At 41.0% G+C, this 21,125-nt stretch carries 18 protein-coding genes; 8 read left to right on the forward strand and 10 right to left on the reverse strand.

Going from position 1 to position 21,125, the window contains the following annotated elements; all coding sequences use genetic code 11:
* Positions 1–106: 106 nt before the first annotated feature.
* A complete protein-coding gene (locus VCM39_RS04455) occupies positions 107–553 on the reverse strand; it encodes a MarR family winged helix-turn-helix transcriptional regulator (RefSeq protein ID WP_221649514.1) in 447 nt (148 codons plus the stop codon).
* Positions 554–713: 160 nt separating this feature from the next.
* Here VCM39_RS04455 and rpsF point away from each other — a divergent pair, with 160 nt between their 5' ends.
* The 3 genes from rpsF to rplI are packed head-to-tail and all read left to right on the forward strand — an operon-like array spanning position 714 to position 1,791.
* The gene (rpsF, locus tag VCM39_RS04460; protein WP_002562537.1) at positions 714–1,058 is read left to right on the forward strand and encodes a 30S ribosomal protein S6; all 345 of its coding nucleotides are present in this window, start codon (positions 714–716) and stop codon (positions 1,056–1,058) included.
* A gap of 2 nt (positions 1,059–1,060) precedes the next feature.
* Positions 1,061–1,333: a 30S ribosomal protein S18 gene (rpsR, locus tag VCM39_RS04465; protein ID WP_002562536.1), complete on the forward strand. Its 273-nt coding sequence runs from the start codon at positions 1,061–1,063 to the stop codon at positions 1,331–1,333.
* Positions 1,334–1,347: 14 nt separating this feature from the next.
* Positions 1,348–1,791: a 50S ribosomal protein L9 gene (gene rplI / locus VCM39_RS04470; RefSeq protein ID WP_221649515.1), complete on the forward strand. Its 444-nt coding sequence runs from the start codon at positions 1,348–1,350 to the stop codon at positions 1,789–1,791.
* Between the two features lie 474 nt (positions 1,792–2,265).
* Here the strand turns inward: rplI and VCM39_RS04475 are convergent, their stop codons facing one another.
* Both VCM39_RS04475 and VCM39_RS04480 read right to left on the reverse strand, forming a co-directional pair.
* Complete coding sequence (locus VCM39_RS04475) at positions 2,266–2,481, reverse strand: hypothetical protein (RefSeq protein WP_323673997.1); 216 nt, start codon at positions 2,479–2,481, stop codon at positions 2,266–2,268.
* 158 nt (positions 2,482–2,639) lie between these two features.
* Positions 2,640–4,313 carry a long-chain fatty acid--CoA ligase gene (locus tag VCM39_RS04480; RefSeq protein ID WP_221649516.1) on the reverse strand — a complete coding sequence of 558 codons (1,674 nt, stop codon included), beginning with the start codon at positions 4,311–4,313 and terminating at the stop codon, positions 2,640–2,642.
* A 174-nt stretch (positions 4,314–4,487) separates the two neighbouring features.
* On the opposite strand from VCM39_RS04480, the gene mtaB reads away from it, so the two are divergent.
* Genes mtaB through VCM39_RS04495 form a run of 3 tightly spaced genes read left to right on the forward strand, consistent with a single transcriptional unit; the run spans position 4,488 to position 7,368 of the window.
* Positions 4,488–5,804: a tRNA (N(6)-L-threonylcarbamoyladenosine(37)-C(2))-methylthiotransferase MtaB gene (gene mtaB / locus VCM39_RS04485; RefSeq protein ID WP_322933166.1), complete on the forward strand. Its 1,317-nt coding sequence runs from the start codon at positions 4,488–4,490 to the stop codon at positions 5,802–5,804.
* A gap of 5 nt (positions 5,805–5,809) precedes the next feature.
* Positions 5,810–6,841: a glycosyltransferase family 2 protein gene (locus tag VCM39_RS04490; RefSeq protein ID WP_322933165.1), complete on the forward strand. Its 1,032-nt coding sequence runs from the start codon at positions 5,810–5,812 to the stop codon at positions 6,839–6,841.
* 5 nt (positions 6,842–6,846) lie between these two features.
* Positions 6,847–7,368: a methylglyoxal synthase gene (locus VCM39_RS04495; RefSeq protein WP_221649519.1), complete on the forward strand. Its 522-nt coding sequence runs from the start codon at positions 6,847–6,849 to the stop codon at positions 7,366–7,368.
* Between the two features lie 227 nt (positions 7,369–7,595).
* Here VCM39_RS04495 and folB read toward each other — a convergent pair whose 3' ends face one another.
* From folB to VCM39_RS04515, 4 genes are all read right to left on the reverse strand, one after another.
* Positions 7,596–7,967, reverse strand: a complete 372-nt coding sequence (folB, locus tag VCM39_RS04500; RefSeq protein ID WP_322933164.1) for a dihydroneopterin aldolase — start codon at positions 7,965–7,967, stop codon at positions 7,596–7,598.
* A 63-nt stretch (positions 7,968–8,030) separates the two neighbouring features.
* Positions 8,031–9,041 carry an acyltransferase gene (locus VCM39_RS04505; RefSeq protein ID WP_322933163.1) on the reverse strand — a complete coding sequence of 337 codons (1,011 nt, stop codon included), beginning with the start codon at positions 9,039–9,041 and terminating at the stop codon, positions 8,031–8,033.
* A 121-nt stretch (positions 9,042–9,162) separates the two neighbouring features.
* Positions 9,163–11,865: a 4-alpha-glucanotransferase gene (locus VCM39_RS04510; protein WP_322933162.1), complete on the reverse strand. Its 2,703-nt coding sequence runs from the start codon at positions 11,863–11,865 to the stop codon at positions 9,163–9,165.
* 675 nt (positions 11,866–12,540) lie between these two features.
* The gene (locus VCM39_RS04515) at positions 12,541–15,078 is read right to left on the reverse strand and encodes an adenosylcobalamin-dependent ribonucleoside-diphosphate reductase (protein WP_322933161.1); all 2,538 of its coding nucleotides are present in this window, start codon (positions 15,076–15,078) and stop codon (positions 12,541–12,543) included.
* A 285-nt stretch (positions 15,079–15,363) separates the two neighbouring features.
* Between VCM39_RS04515 and VCM39_RS04520 the strand changes: the two genes are divergently transcribed.
* On the forward strand, positions 15,364–16,104 hold the full coding sequence (locus tag VCM39_RS04520) for an NADPH-dependent oxidoreductase (protein WP_322933160.1): 741 nt from the start codon (positions 15,364–15,366) through the stop codon (positions 16,102–16,104).
* Positions 16,105–16,156: 52 nt separating this feature from the next.
* On the opposite strand, the gene dnaA is transcribed toward VCM39_RS04520, so the two are convergent.
* The 3 genes from dnaA to VCM39_RS04535 form a co-directional block, all read right to left on the reverse strand.
* Entirely contained in the window at positions 16,157–17,587 is a 1,431-nt protein-coding gene (gene dnaA, locus VCM39_RS04525) for a chromosomal replication initiator protein DnaA (RefSeq protein WP_322933159.1), read from the reverse strand.
* 348 nt (positions 17,588–17,935) lie between these two features.
* Entirely contained in the window at positions 17,936–18,829 is an 894-nt protein-coding gene (locus VCM39_RS04530; protein WP_221649525.1) for an MlaD family protein, read from the reverse strand.
* 10 nt (positions 18,830–18,839) lie between these two features.
* A complete protein-coding gene (locus tag VCM39_RS04535; protein ID WP_322933158.1) occupies positions 18,840–20,075 on the reverse strand; it encodes an N-acetylmuramoyl-L-alanine amidase in 1,236 nt (411 codons plus the stop codon).
* A gap of 147 nt (positions 20,076–20,222) precedes the next feature.
* Here VCM39_RS04535 and VCM39_RS04540 point away from each other — a divergent pair, with 147 nt between their 5' ends.
* Positions 20,223–21,107: a transporter gene (locus VCM39_RS04540; RefSeq protein ID WP_289294080.1), complete on the forward strand. Its 885-nt coding sequence runs from the start codon at positions 20,223–20,225 to the stop codon at positions 21,105–21,107.
* Positions 21,108–21,125: the final 18 nt, after the last annotated feature.

Here is a 21,125-nt window from a genome sequence, read left to right on the forward strand (position 1 = left end):
TATTCATGGTCACAAATTAAAGCATAATTCTTTAACGGGCGAAATTATTTATGCAAAAAAACTATTAATCAGCGTAAATAGTCTGTTTTTACATACTTACCGGTGCTTAATCTTTTGTATTGAAGAATATTTTTCTCAAGACCTCCTGGCTCACACTTAATTCTTCCACACTGATGCCTTTTAGGGCTTCCATAAGGGTACGATTGGCTATAATGCGTGCTTCTTCTTCCAGCTCCTTGCCGGTTTTGGTTAAGTGGATGAGATTGGTACGGCGGTCTTTTTTGTCCGAAATGCGGACAACCAGATGTTGACGTTCCATATTATCTATCAATCGGGTCATACTGGGTTTATCTTTAAAAGTTGCATTACACAACTCTTGTTGTGTAACTCCGTCTTTTTCCCAAAGAAAAATGAGTACGGTCCATTGTTCAGGACTGATTTCCAAACCGCCCTGACGGAAGTTACGATACAGTTTCCGGTTTATAGCCGCGGAAACTTTGCCATTAAGAATGGCAAAAATAAGCCGGATGTCAAAGTTAAATTGTTCTATCATGAAATTATTGTTTCAACAACTTTGCAAAGGTATAGCTCTTCTGTGTAAATTCCTATCTTGTGATACAAAAAAAGATTAAAAGTTTGTAGTTCACAATAAAATGCCTAACTTTGCACCCGCATTTTTAAATCAAATAATTTATTTATTTAATTAAACGAGTATGAATCAATACGAAACCGTTTTCATTTTAACTCCCGTTTTATCTGATGTTCAGATGAAGGAAGCGGTAGAAAAATTCAAAGGTATCCTCCAGGCTGAGGGTGCTGAGATTATCAATGAAGAGAACTGGGGACTGAAGAAGTTGGCTTATCCTATCCAGAAGAAGTCTACAGGTTTCTATCAACTAATCGAGTTCAACGCAGATCCGACTGTCATTGACAAGTTGGAGTTGAATTTCCGTCGTGACGAACGTGTTATCCGTTTCTTGACTTTCAAGATGGATAAGTACGCTGCAGAATATGCTGCAAAAAGAAGAAGTGTTAAATCAAGCAAAAAGGAGGATTAATCATGGCACAACAAGTTCAATCAGAAATCAGATATTTGACTCCGCCTTCAGTAGACGTTAAGAAGAAAAAATACTGCCGTTTCAAAAAGAGTGGTATTCGTTATATCGACTACAAAGATCCTGAATTCTTGAAGAAATTCTTGAATGAACAGGGTAAAATCCTTCCGCGCCGTATCACAGGTACTTCTTTGAAGTTCCAACGTCGTATTGCGCAGGCTGTGAAGAGAGCACGTCACCTGGCATTATTGCCTTATGTAACTGACATGATGAAATAAGAAGGAGGAAAAGTATGGAAATTATATTGAAAGAAGACGTAGTAAACTTGGGTTATAAGAATGACATCGTAACTGTTAAGTCTGGTTATGGTCGTAACTATTTGATCCCGACTGGAAAAGCTATCATCGCTTCTCCTTCTGCAAAGAAAATGTTGGCTGAAGACTTGAAACAGCGTGCTCATAAACTTGAGAAAATCAAGAAAGATGCTGAAGCAATTGCTGCTAAATTGGAGGGTGTTTCTCTGACTATTGCAACTAAAGTTAGCTCTACGGGAACTATTTTCGGTTCTGTAAGTAACATTCAGATTGCTGAAGCACTGGCAAAGTTAGGCCACGAAATCGACAGAAAGATAATCGTAGTAAAAGATGCAGTAAAAGAAGTTGGTTCTTATAAGGCTATCGTAAAACTGCATAAGGAAGTTTCTGTAGAAATTCCTTTTGAAGTGGTTGCTGAATAAGATTTGGAACTTACTAAATATAAAGAAGCCTGATCTCGAAAGAGATTGGGCTTTTTTTATGTGCCAAGGTTAGGGGGAGGGGAGCTTGCTTAAAAGATAACTATCTCTTTTGAAGATTTGTAGGATGAGGTGGAAGAAAAGTCTTGTTTAACTGTAATTGGTTGATATTCAATTTGGAAATAATCTAATGTATCCGATATAAAGAATAGTATTTAATAGAGTGTTAAATAGGTACTTTTATGTTCCAGAGAAACGTATTCTTGAGTATGTAAAGTACGTACTTTTATAATAAAGAATTTCTGTATTTCAGATATCTGTTAATAGTGTTAATTGGAAATATTCAATATGGGGTATATATCGAGTACCTGCTAAGTGTATTTTTTTTTATGTTGGGCGGAAAGGGGGAGGTTAAGGCACAAAAAAAAGTCTGTTCGTGTTTTACACGCCAGACTTTCAATTCTCTCAGAGCTAAAATTATTCAGCTACTACAGTTTCTGTTACTGTTACGCTATCAACAGTTACTGTATCCATTGCTGCTGCTGCTTCAGCTGCTGCTGCTTCTACTGCTGCGATTGAGTCAGCGATACGGATAGAATCTGCTTCTGCTTTTGCTGCGTCAGCTGCTTTGTTTCCACAAGATGCGAATGATACTGCTGCGATAGCTGCGAATACTAAAACTAATTTTTTCATTTTCTTTGCTTTTAAAATCTGTAATACAATCAATTGCTTATTAAAACGCTGCAAAGATATGTACTTTTAGAATACGTTGTTCTCGAAAAGCCAACTTTTTTTATATTTTTTTTTGAAGTACACTTTCTATTTGTCTCACAACATGTTTTAAAACATACCTAATTCACTGCTATACTATTATATAGATAGCGTTTAATACTTCTCTTAGGTGTTTTTTCAAATTCTGTTGGGTAGAGTTGTATTTGACTTATCTTCTCATAGTTGGCTACAGTTGCATTCAGATTCTTCAGATTTTCATCCATGATGGTCTTTAAATTGTCCGGTTGATTGAGGCCTAATGAATCTAAAGACTCGTAATCTGCATATACAAGGGCTACCAACTTCTTATTTCTTTCAATAACAAGACTTTCGAGAATGAAAGGCAGGTTATTTAGTTTGGCTTCGATTTCTTCCGGGAATATATTTTGTCCGCTCGAACTTAAAATCATTGTTTTCAATCGTCCGCGAATGAAGATATTGCCATTGGCATCCATGGTTCCCAAGTCACCTGTACGCAGCCAACCGTCTTCGGTGAATACTTCCTTGGTAGCATCCGGATTTTTGTAATAACCGGTCATAACATTCTCACCCCGTACCTGGATTTCTCCTGTTTCGGCTTCGGGATTTTCTTTGTAAATGCGTGCTTCCATAATGTCAAGTATCTTACCGGAAGAGGTAGGGATAAATTCATTCCATGGGGCATAACTGATGAGCGGACCGCATTCTGTCATTCCGTAACCAATAGTAAATGGGAATTTGATCTTGTGAAAGAATTCTTCTACTTCCGGGTTCATAGCGGCTCCGCCAATGATAATTTCTTTGAAACGTCCTCCTAATGCATCGATCAGCTTTTTACGAATCTGACCATAAATCTGGCTATCAAGTAAGGGTATACTTAATGCCCATTTCATACCTTTTTTATTGATAAGAGGCTGGATTGTATTTTTGTATATCTTTTCGATAACGAGCGGAACAGTGATTATCAGATTGGGTTTTACTTCCTCGAAAGCTTTCATTATGATCTTCGGAGAAGGGGTTTTGCCGAGCAGGGTGACGTGCGTACCTACAGCCGTGGCCGTCAGAAAATCGAACGCACAACCATAAGCATGTGCTAACGGAAGGAAGGAGAGTACTTTATCTCCTTTTTTCAGTAATTCGGTGCGGATTCCGAAGGTGACATTTCCTGCAAGATTGTTTCCTGTCAGCATGACGCCTTTACTGAAGCCTGTGGTACCGGAGGTATAGTTCAGCAACATGACTTTATCGTTGGAAAGCGTGGTATATTGCACATCTTCCCGGTGGAATCCTTTGGGGTATGCACGGTGCATTTCATTGTCCAGATGTTTGATGAATTTCTGTATCGTTTCGCCGTCGCGCTGATACAGGCAGCGGAAATCAGTAAGCGAAAATACACCGCGGAGTCCGGTCAGTTTTTCTTCTTCGAGATTGTCCCAAATGGTATCGCTGGTAAAGAGAAAAACAGATTCCGAATGATTCACAATATGGTGTACATCGTTCGGATTGAAGTCCTGAAGAATCGGCACGATGATTGCGCCATAGGTGATTGTTGCCATATAAGCGATGCACCATCGGGCATTATTTTTTCCGATAACGGCTATTTTATCACCACGTCGGAGGCTACAATGTCTGAATAATAGATGGAGGCGGGCTATCTCTTCAGCCACTTGCCCGTATGTGTAACCAGAGTCCTCGTCATAGTCGGTATAACAAGGCAGGTCCCAGTTTTCTTGAAAGCTATTTTCGTATAGCTTAATAAAATTCTCTTTTATCATTGCACGTTTTTTAGTGAATTGTGCAAAAATAGGAATAATAATTTAATTAGGAATTAAAAAATAGTAATTAAAGTCTGTGGAGAGGTTAAATCCTTTAGTTGTTAATTCCTAATTTTTAATACTTAATTCTCATAGATTGTGTAACTTTGCATCCAATATGCGTTTGTTAAAATTATGATAGATACCACTGTATTTCAGGATAAGACAGCTGTTTACTATACTTTAGGCTGCAAATTGAATTTCTCAGAGACCTCGACTATTGGTAAAATCCTGCGTGAAGCAGGTGTGCGTACGGCACGTAAAGGTGAGCGTGCGGATATTTGTGTGGTTAATACATGTTCGGTGACGGAGATGGCAGATAAGAAATGTCGGCAGGCTATTCATCGGTTGGTGAAACAGCATCCGGGAGCTTTTGTTGTGGTGACGGGATGTTATGCGCAGCTTAAGCCGGGCGATGTGGCGAAGATTGAGGGAGTTGATGTTGTGCTGGGCGCTGAGCAAAAGAAGGATCTGCTTCAGTATTTGGGCGATTTGCAAAAGCATGAAGCCGGAGAAGCGTATACAACGGCTACAAAAGATATTCGTTCGTTTGCACCTTCATGTTCACGCGGGGATCGTACCCGTTTTTTCCTGAAGGTACAGGATGGCTGTGATTATTTCTGCTCTTATTGTACGATTCCCTTTGCCCGCGGGCGGAGCCGGAACGGAACGATTGCTTCTATGGTAGAGCAAGCTCGTCAGGCAGCTGCCGAAGGTGGAAAAGAGATTGTACTTACAGGTGTGAATATTGGTGATTTTGGTAAAACTACCGGAGAGATTTTCTTTGATCTGGTGAAAGCGCTGGATGAAGTGGAAGGCATTGAGCGTTATCGGATTTCTTCCATAGAACCCAATTTGCTGACGGATGAAATTATTGAATTCGTATCCCATTCCCGCAGATTCATGCCACATTTCCATATACCCTTGCAATCCGGATCGGATGATGTACTGAAGTTAATGCGGCGTCGTTATGACACGGCTTTGTTTGCTTCCAAAATAAAGAAGATCAAGGAAGTGATGCCCGATGCCTTTATTGGAGTAGATGTAATTGTGGGTACACGTGGCGAAACGGAGGAATATTTTGAAGATGCCTACCGCTTTATTGCCGGATTGGACGTGACCCAGCTGCATGTATTCAGTTATTCGGAACGTCCCGGTACTCAGGCTTTGAAGATAGATTATGTGGTAGCTCCCGAAGAAAAGCATAAGCGTAGTCAGAGGTTACTGGCTCTTTCGGACGAAAAAACGCAGGCTTTTTATGTCCGTCACATCGGGCAGACAATGCCTGTACTTATGGAAAAGACCAAGGCGGGCATGCCGATGCATGGTTTTACAGCCAATTATATCCGGGTAGAAGTGGAAAATGACCCTTCGTTGGATAACAAAATGGTCAATGTATTGCTGGGAGAGCTTAATGAAGATGGTACAGCATTGGAAGGCACTATTCTATAAAGACGATGAAAAAGATATCTGTTGTTATATTAAACTGGAACGGTTGTGAAATGCTTCGCTCTTTTCTTCCGTCGGTACTTTGCCATTCCGATAGTGATGATATAGAGGTTTGTGTGGCCGATAATGGTTCTACGGATTCTTCTGTTGCCATGCTTCGGGATGATTTCCCAATGGCTCGTTTGATCTTGTTGGAAGAGAACCACGGCTTTGCAGAAGGATACAATCTTGCTTTGCAAAAGGTGGATGCAGAATATGTGGTTCTGCTTAATTCGGATGTAGAAGTAACGGAGAATTGGCTCGAACCACTTGTCAGCTATATGGATGCTCATCCTGAAGTAGCTGCCTGCCAGCCCAAAATACGTAGTTGGCGACAGAAGCAGATGTTTGAATATGCTGGTGCGGCTGGTGGATACATAGACCGTTACGGCTATCCTTTTTGCCGGGGGCGTGTGATGAATGAAGTGGAAGAGGACCGGGGACAGTATGATACGATTACTCCGGTATTTTGGGCTACGGGAGCAGCTTTGTTTATCCGCCGGACGGATTATATGGATGCGGGTGGACTCGATGCCCGCTTTTTTGCCCATATGGAGGAGATAGATCTTTGCTGGCGGCTTCGCTCACGCGGGAAGAGTATTGTTTGTATCCCTCAAAGTGTTGTCTATCATGTGGGGGCGGCAACTTTGAAAAAAGAGAGTCCGCGGAAGACTTATCTCAATTTTCGTAATAATCTTGTCATGCTTTATAAAAATCTTCCTCCACAGGAGCTGAATAAGGTGATGCGCGTACGGGCTTTTCTCGACTATGTAGCCGCCCTTCAATACTTATTGAAAGGGCAGTTGGGTAATGTAAAGGCAGTGTTTCATGCACGGAGTGAATATAAGCGGCTTCGTTCTTATTTCCTGAAGGCCCGTGAAGAAAATCTGAGAAAAACTTATGTCGATTCTATTCCCGAACGAATAAAAAGCAGTATCTTGTGGCAGTTTTATGTGAAGGGACGGAAACGTTTCTCCCAATTGTCTGACTTTAAAGGATAACGCAAATGGAAAAGAAGTTAGTAAGAAAAATAGGTCTGGTGGCACATGATGCCATGAAAAGAGATCTGATTGAATGGGTGCTTTGGAATTCAGAACTGTTGATGGGACATAAGTTCTATTGTACGGGTACAACTGGCACACTGATTCTTGAAGCATTGAAAGAGAAGCATCCCGATGTTGAATGGGATATTACGATTCTGAAATCCGGTCCGTTGGGAGGTGATCAGCAGATGGGTTCGCGTATTGTGGACGGAGAGATCGATTATCTGTTCTTCTTTACTGATCCGATGACGCTGCAACCACACGACACGGATGTGAAAGCATTGACCCGTTTGGCTGGTGTGGAGAACATTGTATTCTGTTGCAACCGCTCTACAGCTGATCATATCATATCAAGTCCTCTGTTTATGGATCCCGATTATGAACGGACTCATCCCGATTATTCCGGCTATACCAAGCGGTTTGAAAATAAACCGGTAGTGACCGAAGCGGTAGCATCGGTAAACAAACGGAAGAAAAAGAAGTAGTGCTTCCCGCACGGGGAGGTTCGGCAGGCGATGGGGGGACTCAAAAATGAGTTCCCTTCTGCGTTATCCCCATGCTGAATTCAATCGATTCTTGACTGATATTCCCGGCTCCGGGGAACAGCTTCCTCCCCGGAGCCGAGGACATTCCTCCCCGGAGCCGAGGACATTCCTCCCCGGAGCCGGGGAAAAGTACTCAATAATGGGGTGAAATTCTTCCCCCTCATCGCTCATTTTCTGGTGCAAAACATCTCCACACCTGCCGCATCAATATCTGCTCCCATGGGTGGATTCCGTTTGGACAACTTTATTTCTACTTCTTCAATGGCAGGAAAATCCCGGAATAATCTTTCTGCAATACGTCCGCATACATGTTCCAGCAGCTTGGAGGGGATTCCCATTTCTTCTTTCAGTAGGGTATATACGTCGGCATAACTCACAGTATCCTCTACTGCATCTGTCGTAATGGCGTGTGCGAAATCTACTTTTAATCTCAGGTTAATATAAAACTCATTCCCCACAATCGTTTCTTGTGTAGCTACTCCGTGATGGGCAAAGAAGAGTATATTCTCTAAATGTATATAACTGGCGTTTATATTCATGACTGTATTTAGGCTTGAAAAAATGAATACTTTCACAAAGATACAACAAACCGGATAGAACTCTTACTTGATTCTTATCAAATCTTTCTGTGCCACCACCTGGGGCATTACTTTCAGGAAGAAGGGCGTTACGGCAATACAGATGCCCAATGTTATGAATAGTAGCGTGAAGGCTAATGCCCATTCGTTATGAATATACCGTGATACGAGTTGATCGGAAAAATGAAGTATCGGTGCATGAATACCAAGCGTGATTACCGAATAACGTCCTAAGTAAGAGACTACAGGTATGTGTTTCACCCTCTTGCACAGCAACATAATCATAAAGATACCGGCAAAAGCGGCTATATAGAACTGGAAGATATTGCCATGATAACTATTGGTACGCATCCCCGGGGTGAAAGCAACGAAATACATGATGGCAAGTGCGGCAATGATAAACAGAGGGATCAGCTTGTCGAGCCGATGCGGAAAGAGAAAGAAATTGTAACGGCGTATCCAGAAACCTGCAACGTAGAATGGCAGAGCTGTCATGGCCACATCTATATACAGTGGCAGCTCAAAACGGTATTTCCCCATAAAGAAACCGATTGCTCCGATGAGCAGAGTGAGAACGAATACCAGTTTCAAGTGTCTGTCTCGTAAGAAATGGAGTAAATAGAATAGAATATTACAATTGAACAGTGCAATAAGAAACCAGATAGGAGGGTTGAACTTGATTAAATCGTGCCCGTGAAACACAACAAGTAATTCACTCCATTGCACCGGCAGATGAAATACACCGGGGGCTATTTTCCATACGACATACTTTAGCAGAAAAGCTCCGACATAAAAAAAAGTGAATGGGATAAGTAGCTTGTTGATTTTACGAAGGAAGAACCCTAAGAAGCCTTCATAAGATTTAAAGAAGATACCGGATATGAAGAAATAAAGCGGCATGCGGAAACAAGATACCATGGAGTCTTCATCAAACCTGGTAAATGCTCCGCCAATGTGAGCAATAACCACTAAAATGATGCAAACGCCCTTGGTGAGGTCTACAAAGTCAATGCGTTTGCTTTTGTTATCTTCCATTGTTGTGTTTGTCTCATTTTATAGTCGCAAAGATACAGGATATCTTGATAATAACAACGCCTCTCCCGGTTGATTTAATAGGGAGAGGCGCTTTTTATGAAAATCAGGAGATGACAGGAGCTTATTTTTCCGGCTTTCTTCCTGTCTGTTTAATCAACTCTTTTATTTTCTCGTTCAGGCTTTCTGCTTTCATCAACTGCTCCAGCGTCAGATGCATGCGATAGCGCCAATAGTGCCGTGGGTTGGCAGGTATATTGATACGTTCTTCCTGTACGTTTGGGTTGCGCCATTTTCCATCTATTGCCAACCAGTCCTGCAAAGAGAGGATACAGAGGATGGAATTACTGTACAGGTGGTTGCGGACTACTTCCTCGCACAATTCCGGAGTAGCTACTGCCGGGGCGGCACCATAATGACCAAGCATGGTATTGTAGTAACGCTGTGTCTGTTGATAATCTTCTTCCCACCAGCCACGTAAAGTAGACATGTCGTGCGTTGAGATGGTGCAGACAGAACGGTATGGATACTCATTCAAATGACCGAATTCATAAGTTGGATTCTTTGGCATGCGCTGTATCTCAAGACTGAGAATGCGCAGGTCGTTCATTACCCACGGGACGCAGTCGGGGATCATGCCGAGATCTTCACCGCATACCAACATACGGGTAGATTGTGTCAACTGTGGCAACTTGTTCATTGCTTGCTGCTGCCAGAACTGGTTATGGCGATGATAGTAATACTGATCGTACAAGCGGTTGAAGGCAGCCTTTTCCCAGTCGTTTAGTGAACGGTAGATAAAGTCGTGCTGTACGCTGATACGCGGGTGGTATTTATCTGCTTCCTGGCGGTCGGGCACAAACAATACATCACTGATCAGTGCGTACAGTCCGTCACGAATCCATATACTGCCCTCATCAGTTTTTCCGGCAAAGAAGGCTTCTACTTTACGTTGTGTATCAAACTCATCACGCATACGGTATACCTCCCAGGTATCGGTTGGCTCGATAAATGTCTGTTTCACATAATCGGTGTGTGGCCCGAATAACTGTCCCAGGAAATATTCGTGTATATAAGGTTGCAGGAATTCTTCACGGAAAGGAAGTCCATAACTTTCTATTTCTTCCCGGCTCATTGGCAGGGCGGGTACAAACTGTCCTAACAGTCCGTGAACGGCATGCATCGGTATCTCCCAAATGCGGAAGAAGCCCAGAATATGGTCAATGCGGTAGGCATCGAAGTATTCCGCCATTTTCCGGAAACGTTTCATCCACCAGCTGTAACCATCTTGCTCCATAACATCCCAATTATAGGTTGGGAATCCCCAGTTTTGTCCGTTTACAGAGAAATCATCGGGTGGGGCACCAGCTTGTCCGTTTAGGTTGAAATAATAGGGTTCCGTCCAGGCTTCCACACTGTTACGGCTGATACCGATAGGAATGTCACCTTTCAGTACTACCCCGTTTTCACGGGCATATGTAGTTGCTTCAAGCAATTGCAGGTGTAGGTTGAATTGGATATAGAAATAGATTGAGATAAAGGGATAATCGACAGATCCCGGTTGACACATCTTTTCTATCTCCTCTGCGTTGTATACGTTATGGCGGGTCCATTCGCGGAAGTCAGGCGTTTTGAAAGCATCGCGCAGATAACTGAATACAGCGTATGGCTGCAACCACTCTTTGTTGGCTTCAAAGAATTTCTTGAATGCTTTGGAAGCTAACACCTTTTCACCTTCCTGACGGAAGATGAGACGGAAGTATTCCCACTTTGTCTGATTCACTGCTTCATAGTCTATTGTAGAAAGTACATTTAGCTCTTTCTGCTTTTGATTAAAGGCGGCAGCTACTTTTTTGTCTTTCAGTGTACCCATCTTTTTGAGATCGGCATACATGGGGTGAAAGGCATAGATAGAGATGCTGTTGTACGGATAAGAATCCGTCCAGGTGTGAGTCATCGTCGTATCGTTAATTGGCAGGATCTGTACTATTTTCTGGTTCGTACTTACAGCCCAGTCAACCATACGTTTCAGGTCTCCGAAGTCTCCTACGCCAAAGCTTTTTTCTGATTTTAACGAGAATACGGGCACAGCTACGCCGGCACCTTTCCATGCGGGGATATTAAAATAGACGTACCGGTCGGAGATGACAAGCGTTTCGTTCGCTTTCAATTCCGGGTTAGCCATATAGCGATTTGGATTATTTTCCCATGTTTCGGCACGTTTCTCCTTTTTATTGTAGAGAACGAATTTGTATTCCAATGGGAATTTAAGTTTGCTTGCATCCATCTCGGCCTGCCACTCTGGGAAATTGATATCACTCATTAGCAATGCTTTGTCAGGATTCCAATCACCCAATACTTTCTGATTGCCACAGATAGCCACACAATAGTCTTCGTTGATGCGTGGAGCATATGCTTTTATCACCAGGCTTTTTTTGTAACTTTGAGGTACACCGGCTTTACTGTGATGTGCCAGCAATGATTCAGTGAAAGCTGAACTATAGAAGTACTGCTGTTCCGGAAGATTCTTCCAGCAGTCATTGATGCAGTATCTTTTCTTACTGTCACCTGTTAGATATAGGCGGCGGGGAAAACTATTCCACTCATTGCGGACCACTTTCCCGTCTTGCCAGATGAGATAACTATAGTTCACAAATGCTTCATTGGGGACTTGTATTTCAGTCTCTGCTGTCCAGTGAATTCCATCTACAGTGTGAAGGGGAATGGAGCATTCGGGATTGTCTTCTCCCAATTCGGGGATGGAGCCCGTGACTCTTACTTCTTCTCCCCAGCTGGTACGATATTCAATATTAAATGATACTATCATATATATTAGATTTTGATTATGAACGATTGATTATGCAAGTATAAGACATTCTTTTTATATATTGTGTATCTGAATTCTTAGAAGTAATTTAAAATGTTATGCAAACGTTTGTGTTGGGATGTACTTTTCTTTTGCCTTGATGCAAAAGAAAAGATACCAAAAGAAAAGATACCAAAAGAAAAGATCAAGGCTGCATTTTTTCTCCTACTCACTTCCTTCGTTCCGCTAAAGGGGCTCGAACTCGCTTCGCTCAGACAATCGCCCCTTTTTAACGCTTCACTACGGGCGTTCGCTTAACGGAGAAAAAATGAGGCCGCAACGGTTATGATAGGGCAGGGGGATTGTTTGATTCTTTTGGTTATGTTTTAAGATTCTATTTGCAGATAGAATCTTAGAACCTATCTATCTTTTATTCTGTAACAGATAGCAAATAAATCGCTCCATGATTTAGTCTCATTCATACCATATCAGCGCATTCCTGCCGAATGGTTCCTCGGCCTCATTTACGTAGCGTTAAACAAAACTCCGGCAAAAAGCGTCAAAGGGGCGATTGTCTGAGCGAAGCGAGTTCGAGCCCCTTTAGCTTTTTACCGGAGTTTTGTAGCGAAGTAAATGCAGCCTTGATTTTTTCTTTGGTTCTTTCTTTTGCATCAAGGCAAAAGAAAGAATATCAATTTACCCACACCTTGAAGCCCCACACGTCGTACATATCAGGCATCCTTCCTGATAAACCAGTGTTTCGTTTCCGCAGTTCGGGCATTTCTTACCTTTGGCTTCCGTACCATCCTGGATATATTTCTTCAATGCACGTTCCACACCATTTTTCCAGGTATTGATATTTTCACTATCCAGTTGCAGGGAACCTACCAGTTTGATAACCTGTTCAATTGGCATTCTGTAACGAAGCACTCCGGAAATCAGTTTTGCATAGTTCCAGTATTCCTTGTTAAACTTCTCGGACAGACCTTCGATTGTCATCTTGTATCCGCGCTTGTTCTCAAACTGGAAGTCGTAGCGTTTGTTTCCGTTTTCGTCTACATTCTTAATGATACGGCCTGCAACAACACTCTTCGGAATGAAGATACCTTCGTCATCATCCTGCAAACCGGTGAATATTTCATAAGGATGTCCATCAAGTAAACCTACCAATGCTACCCATTTCTCTTTATTATTCTGGAAACGTACTACGTCGGCTTCCAATACAGATGGGCGGGTTTCAACTACGGTAGGTGGTTTGCAAGGAGGCAAGCCCTCTTTCTTTTCAGGTTTGGCAGAGATCAATACTCCTGAACGTGAACCGTCGCGGTATACTGTACAACCTTTACAGCCCGATTTCCAAGCTTCCACATACAAACGGTTTACGAGATCCTCGTCTACATCGTTTGGCAGATTAATAGTTACACTGATGGAGTGGTCTACCCATTTCTGGATACGTCCTTGCATCTTTACCTTCATTAACCAGTCTACGTCGTTAGAAGTAGCTTTATTATAGGGTGATTTGCTTACCAGTTCGTCAACCTCCTCCTGAGAATAACGTTTAGCAGGGTCGTATCCGTTAGCTTCCATCCAGGTCACAAACTTATGATGGAATACGATATATTCTTCAAAGGCATCTCCCGTTTCGTCTACAAAGTCAACATGGACATTGGTATCGTTCGGATTTACTTTTCTGCGACGTTTGTATACAGGCAGGAACACAGGCTCTATGCCCGAAGTTGTTTGCGTCATCAGACTTGTTGTTCCGGTTGGAGCGATAGTAAGACAGGCTATGTTACGGCGTCCGTACTTTTTCATATCTTCATACAGTTCCGGATCTGCTTCGCGCAAACGATTGATGAACGGGTTATTCTTTTCGCGTTCTGTATCGTATATTTCAAAGGCACCGCGTTCTTTGGCCATTTCCACTGACGAGCGATAAGCGCAAAGAGCTACAGTTTTATGAACTTCTTCAGAGAATTCCGTCGCTTCTTCTGTACCGTATCGCAGACCCAACGCGGCAAGCATGTCACCTTCGGCGGTAATACCTACACCGGTACGTCTTCCCTGACCGCTCTTCTTATAGATCTTTTCCCATAGTTCGCGTTCGGTACGTTTTACCTCACTGTTTTCTGGGTCCTCGTCTATTTTCTTCATGATACGCTCGATCTTTTCAAGTTCAAGGTCGATAATATCATCCATGATACGCTGCGCAAGTGCCACATGTTTCTTGAACAGATCGAAATCGAAGTAAGCATCTGGCTTGAACGGATTAACCACGTATGAGTAAAGGTTGATAGCCAGCAAACGGCAAGAGTCGTAAGGGCATAAAGGGATTTCGCCGCAAGGATTAGTCGAAACGGTTTTGTATCCCAGGTCTACATAACAATCGGGTACAGACTCGCGGATAATTGTATCCCAAAACAATACACCCGGTTCTGCTGATTTCCATGCATTGTGCACTATCTTTTTCCATAAGGTAGAAGCATCAATTTCTTTAGTGGTAGTTGGATTGGCCGAATCAATCGGATATTGCTGTATGTAAGGTTTCTCTTCTACTGCGGCCTGCATAAATGCATCGTCCAATTTTACGGAAACATTGGCTCCGGTTACTTTTCCTTCCGTCATCTTAGCGTCAATAAATGCTTCTGAATCCGGATGTTTGATAGATACGCTCAACATTAATGCACCCCGACGTCCGTCCTGTGCCACTTCGCGGGTGGAGTTAGAATAACGTTCCATGAAAGGAACCAATCCAGTGGAAGTCAGTGCCGAGTTTTTTACCGGAGAGCCTTTAGGGCGGATATGTGAAAGATCATGACCTACACCCCCACGTCTTTTCATTAATTGTACTTGCTCTTCGTCAATTTTGATGATAGCACCATAGGAGTCAGCTGCACCATCTACTCCAATTACGAAACAGTTGGATAATGAAGCTACTTGATAGTCATTACCAATACCTGTCATTGGGCTACCCTGGGGAACAATGTATTTAAAGTGGTCGAGCAGGTTGAATAATTCTTCTGCACTAAGGCCATTTGTATACTTGGCTTCGATACGTGCCACTTCATTTGCAATTCTCCAATGCATGTCTTCCGGAGATTTCTCGTAAATATTTCCGAAAGAATCCTTAACTGCGTATTTGTTTACCCAAACTCTGGCAGCAAGTTCGTCTCCTTTGAAATAACGTAAAGATTCTTCAAAGGATTCTTCGTAAGAATAAATTTGTTTTTCCACGTTGGTATGTGTCTTAGATTACTTTAATAAATAAGAAAATGTGTAGAAGCTTACCTATCATTAACAAACGTGCTGCAAAGCTATGAATGTTTTTTGGTATATCAAAATAAAAATGAGACAAATTGCTGGATGGCTGCAAGTTTCCCATTTCTAAATGATAAGCTATTGATAAACAATAAAATGGTTGTTTTGTTCAATGCTTAAAGTTTTCCAAAAAGAAAATTAATCTATTTAGCATGAATGGCAAAATAAAAATTCTTTTTATATCTTTGCAGGAAAAAAGATATGATTGAGACCGTTAAGAATAGAAGAACAATCAGAAAGTACTTACAAAAAGATATTTCATCTGATTTGTTAAATGATTTGCTTGAAGCTTCTTTCCGTGCTTCTACTATGGGAGGAATGCAGTTATATAGCGTTGTTATCACACGTGACAGCGAAATGAAAGAAAAACTTTCTCCTGCACACTTTAATCAACCAATGGTGAAAGGAGCACCGGTAGTACTTACATTTTGCGCAGACTTTCGCCGTTTCACAAAATGGTGCGAGCAACGTAAAGCAATACCGGGGTATAATAACTTGATGTCATTTATGAACGCGGCGATGGATACATTGCTGGTAGCACAAACTTTCTGCACATTGGCAGAAGAAGCAGGATTGGGTATTTGCTATTTGGGTACTACTACTTATAATCCACAAATGATTATTGATATCTTGAAGCTTCCGGAACTTGTTTTCCCGATAACTACAGTGACGCTAGGTTATCCCGATGGTATTCCTGCCCAAGTAGATCGATTGCCTTTAGAGGCTGCTATTCATGAGGAGCATTATCATGATTATACGGAGAAGGATATTGATAAACTGTATGCTTACAAGGAGTCGTTACCTGAAAGTAAACAATTTGTAGAAGAAAACCGGAAGGAAACGTTGGCTCAGGTGTTTACAGATGTCCGTTATACGAAAAAGGATAATGAGTTTATGTCTGAGAATCTGTTGAAGGTGTTGAAACAGCAAGGGTTTATATAAACAATAAAAAAAAGAGAGGCAATACTTATATTACGATATTGCCTCTCTTTTTTTATTTAATTTCCTTTCCTTTCTTTTTTAGTAATGATTCTATATTCTCCAGGTCAGAACGGAAGCTTTTGTCTACTTCGCACTGTCCTTTTACAGTTTTACAGGCATGGAGTACAGTTGCATGATCTTTATTACCAATAAACTTGCCAATCTTTGAAGTAGAGAAATCTGTATGTGTTTTGGCCAGATACATTGCTACCTGACGAGCTTGTACCACTTCTCTTTTTCGTGATTTAGTATGAATGGCAGTAGTATCTAGTCCGAAATGTTTGCATACCACATTGATGATATCATCAATACCAATGCTTTTGGCTTCATTACGAACAACACCACGTACAATGTGTTGCGCCAGATCGAGGTCTATTTCTTTATTGAAAATAGTAGAACGTGCCATGATAGCAATAACGATACCTTCAAGGTCGCGTACACTTTCATTTACATTCTCTGCAATATATTCAATAACTTCCGGAGGGAACTGTAATCCATCACGATGAATTTTATTACGCAGAATATTCTTGCGTAATTCTACCGTTGGTTTTTCTAATTCAGCTACCATTCCCCATTTAAAACGAGTAAGAAGGCGCTCCTCCATTCCTTGTAATAATACAGGTGCACGGTCAGAAGTTAGAATCAATTGCTTGCCGTTTTGGTGCAGATGATTAAAAATATGGAAGAAAGTATTCTGCGTTTTGGTAACGCCTGCAAATTCTTGAATATCGTCAATAATCAGTACATCGATTGTCTGGTAGAAGTTGATGAAATCGTTTGTAGTATTATTACGAACAGAGTCGGTATATTGTACCTGAAAAAGATGTGCTGATACATACAATACTCTTTTTCCGGGATACAGTTCTTTTATTCTTGTTCCGATGGCATTGGCCAGGTGAGTTTTTCCTACTCCTGATGCACCATGTAAAAACAAGGGATTGAAGGCAGTACCAGCCGGATTTTGAGCTACGGCCTCAGCAACGCTTCTTGATAGCTTGTTACTGTATCCTTCAATGAAGTTTTCAAAATTATAATTGGGGTTTAAATGTGGGTCCAGGTCTTGCGGTGCAGGAGCATGTAATAGGTTGGGTGCTTTATTGCCACTACCACGAATTACACTTGTTTGTGGCACGGCTATAGAACGGTTACTGGCTTCAAGATTTACCGTTTTATTCGGTATTGAAGTCCGGTCTACCATTACATTATACATTAACTTGGTTCCTTCGCCTATGACTTTATACAAAGTCTTGCGTAACAAGTCCACGAATTTATCTTCCAGAAATTCATAGAAAAACTGGCTGGGTACTTGTACGATTAACGTTTTGTCCTCATATTTTAATGGTACGATGGGAACAAACCAAGTTTTATATGTCGATTCGGGAACATTGTCTCTAATTATTTCAAGACAGCGGTTCCACAGCCCGACATGATTGGATTCACTCATAACGGCTATAATACATTTATTAATTAAGCAAAACTTCTACGTTTGCAAAATTGGGAATCTTATTTGAGAAAAACAAATCTATTTTTTCTTGTGTTTCTCGCTGAAAGAATAATGTCTTTACTTTCAGATACTTATGATCCTCCGATAAAATAGCCCCACTGTTGGGGCTATTGCTTTTTTATAATATTCTGTCTAATAGAATGTTATGGTGATATCGCAGGAAAAAGATATTTAAATAAGTATTCCTATATTTTATTTCTTTCAGTCTATCTATGCACTTTTCAAAGCTTTTAAGACTTGCAATTGGATGTGATGTTATTTAGATAAAATCTATATAACGCTAATTTCTTACTTATCTTTCTTTCCAAATAAAGAGAAGTGTACATATCGTTTGGGGTGTTCTTTTAAGTCCTCAAGCAGGCTTGCAGCATTAGCAGTTGTTGCATTCAGATTGTTGTAAAGTTGCGGATCGTTTAGTAACAATCCTACTGTGTTGTCTTTGCTGTTAAGCTTTTCTGTAACCATTTTTACGTTGGCTAGTGTTTGTTCAATTTCCTTGAATGTAGTAGCATAATCAATTTCCTTTAGGTTTCCACTGATGGTAATAAAGTTATCTCCGATTGTATTTAGTTTACCTGTCAACTGTGGAATATCGCGTCCCATTAATACCTTTAGTTGTCCACTTGCTACTTCAAGATTAGCAGCAGTCTTTTCTACAGAGTGCAGCGTGGCGGGAATGCTTTGGTTGTTCAGGATGGTATTTAGGGAGATCATAATAGAATCCAATTTCGGTAACATTTGTTCTATCTGTGGCATGAGTGCAGCTACACTTTCCATCATTCCATTATTCAATTTACCTGGGATTGTGTCTCCTATTGCATATTTTTCCCGGGGATTATTTGCCAGAAGGATATTCATTCTTACACCACCCATCAATTCGGATACCAATTCGGCAGAACTTCCTTTAGGGATGCGGAGCTCTGTATCCAATTCTACTTCTACTATTACATTTTCAGCTTGATTGTAGTCATAATAAATGTCACGTACAATACCGACGCGTACTCCGTCAGCGAAAACGGGGCTTGATTTAGCCAATCCGTTTACATTCTGGAATTTTACATAGAAATAACTTGAAGGTTTGAACATATTGATTCCCTTCAGATAGTTGATACCATAAACGAGTATACACAGGGCAATGATTCCCGCTATTCCTATTCTGACTTCTTTTGTAATGTATTTCATTTCTGTTCTCTTATTTATTTCGTTTCTTTTTAAACTCTGCAATTGCTGCGTTAATATTCATTTTTTCTCCATCCCGGAAAGCTATAATAAAAGCATCCTTAAATTTATCTGTAATAGCACGTTTACTTCTTAATACTTTATTATAATCGGTTGAGGCTCCATAAGTGTACTTATACAATCCTTTTTCTTTATAATAATCTACGTCTTTCAATCCCTTTAAACGTTTATCGTTTTTGGTCAGTGGACTTGACGAAGTTAGTATCTGTATTTTAAACGTTATTTCTCCACTATTTGTTGCACTTTCTACTGTGATAGGACGTTGCTGTGGTTTAGCTTGTGCTACCAACTCCGTTTGGACTGGTGCACTGTCTGTTTTTTCTTCTTTGGGCTGTGTGGCTGCCAGTTCGTTCTCCGACATCTCTTCATCATCAGGAATGATGGTACGGCTGACGCCTGTCAGTCGAATCTCATGTTCTTTCTTATAAGTAAGAAAAGCACGATAGACTCCTTTAGCCAATGTACCGGTTCCTTCTTCGGAGTTGAGATAACGTTCTTCTTCAGGAGTTGAAATAAATCCCAGTTCTACCAGGATACTTGGCATTGCGCTTGCTTTTAGTACAAGAAATCCGGCTTGGTGCACTCCACGATCTACTCGCTTGCAGGTATGGCGGAATTGTTTTTGTACCAGGGACGCCAAATGCACACTTTGCTCCATATATTTATCCTGCATAAATTCAAAGATGATATACGACTCGGCCGAGTTGGGATTAAAGCCGGCATAACGGGTTTTATAATCACTTTCGTAAAGGATTACTGAATTCTCACGTTGTGCAACAGCGAGGTTAGCGTCCGATTTGGCAAGACCGAGCGTCCAGGTGGATGCACCTTTGGCAGTGCGGTTATTGGCTAATGCGTTGGTATGTATGGAAATAAACAGATCGGCTTTGGCATTATTGGCTATTTCTGCACGACGATTCAGTGGGATAAATACATCTTTAGTGCGGGTAAAGATTACTTTCACATCATCACAGTTTTTTTTGATCATGTTTCCCAGCTTTAATGCAACGTTCAAGTTGATATTCTTTTCTTTAGAAATCTTACCTACGGCTCCAGGATCATGCCCACCGTGCCCGGGGTCAATCACGACAACAAAGTCTTTTGCCCATGAATTACTGATACAAAGCGGGGAGCTAAGTAGCCAAAGGCAAATGAATGTATATAATATGTAGTATCTATGACGTCTCATTTTATATGGAATGACGATGCAAATGTAGCAGAATTTTGCTGAAAACTTGCTATTCACTATTAAGTTTTGTATTTTTTTCCATATTTCATGGGTTTATTTCCATGATTCGTTGTTACTTTGTGTTTTAAAATTATAAATGATATAGCGATGCTTAAGTTCCTGAAGAATTGGACATTGCCCATTGCCATGTTGGTGGGGGCCGTTGGTTATCCATTATTTATCACTCTTTCTTTCTTGACTCCGGTACTTATTTTTACCATGTTGCTACTCACTTTTTGTAAGGTGTCTCCTCGTGATTTAAAGCCGAAGCCTCTGCATTTATGGTTACTTTTGATTCAGATATTTGGAGCTATTGCTGTTTATTTACTTCTTTTCCGTTTTAATAAGATTGTAGCAGAAGGAGCAATGGTTTGTATTATTTGCCCTACAGCTACTGCTGCTGCTGTAATTACTTCTAAATTAGGGGGGAGTGCTGCCAGCTTGACTACTTATACATTGATCGGTAATATTGGTGCTGCTATTGCTGTTCCGATTTTGTTTCCATTGATTGAGGTACATGCCGATATTAGTTTCTTTGATTCTTTTTTGTTGATATTGAGTAAAGTTTTCCCTTTATTGATTTGTCCTTTTTTAGTTGCATGGTTTTTACAACGTTTTGTACCTCGCGTACACCGTACATTGTTGAATTATCACGAACTGGCATTCTATCTTTGGGCTGTATCTCTAGCTATTGTTACTGCACAGACCCTCTCTTCTTTAATTAACGATCCGGCAGATGGGATAACTGAAATCATGATTGCTCTTGCAGCTTTGGTAGTTTGCTGCCTGCAATTCTTTTTTGGAAAAACACTCGGTAGTTTGTATAATGATCGCATTAGTGGTGGTCAAGCATTAGGGCAAAAGAATACCATTTTAGCTATTTGGATGGCCCATACATATTTGAATCCTCTTTCCTCTGTTGCTCCGGGAAGTTATGTTTTGTGGCAAAATATTATCAATAGTTATCAGTTGTGGAAAAAGAGAAAGAAATAGGGTGATAATCGTAAGGTA

Origin of the sequence: Bacteroides mucinivorans (assembly GCF_034654355.2) — a bacterium.
Taxonomy (GTDB): Bacteria; Bacteroidota; Bacteroidia; order Bacteroidales; family Bacteroidaceae; genus Bacteroides; species Bacteroides nordii.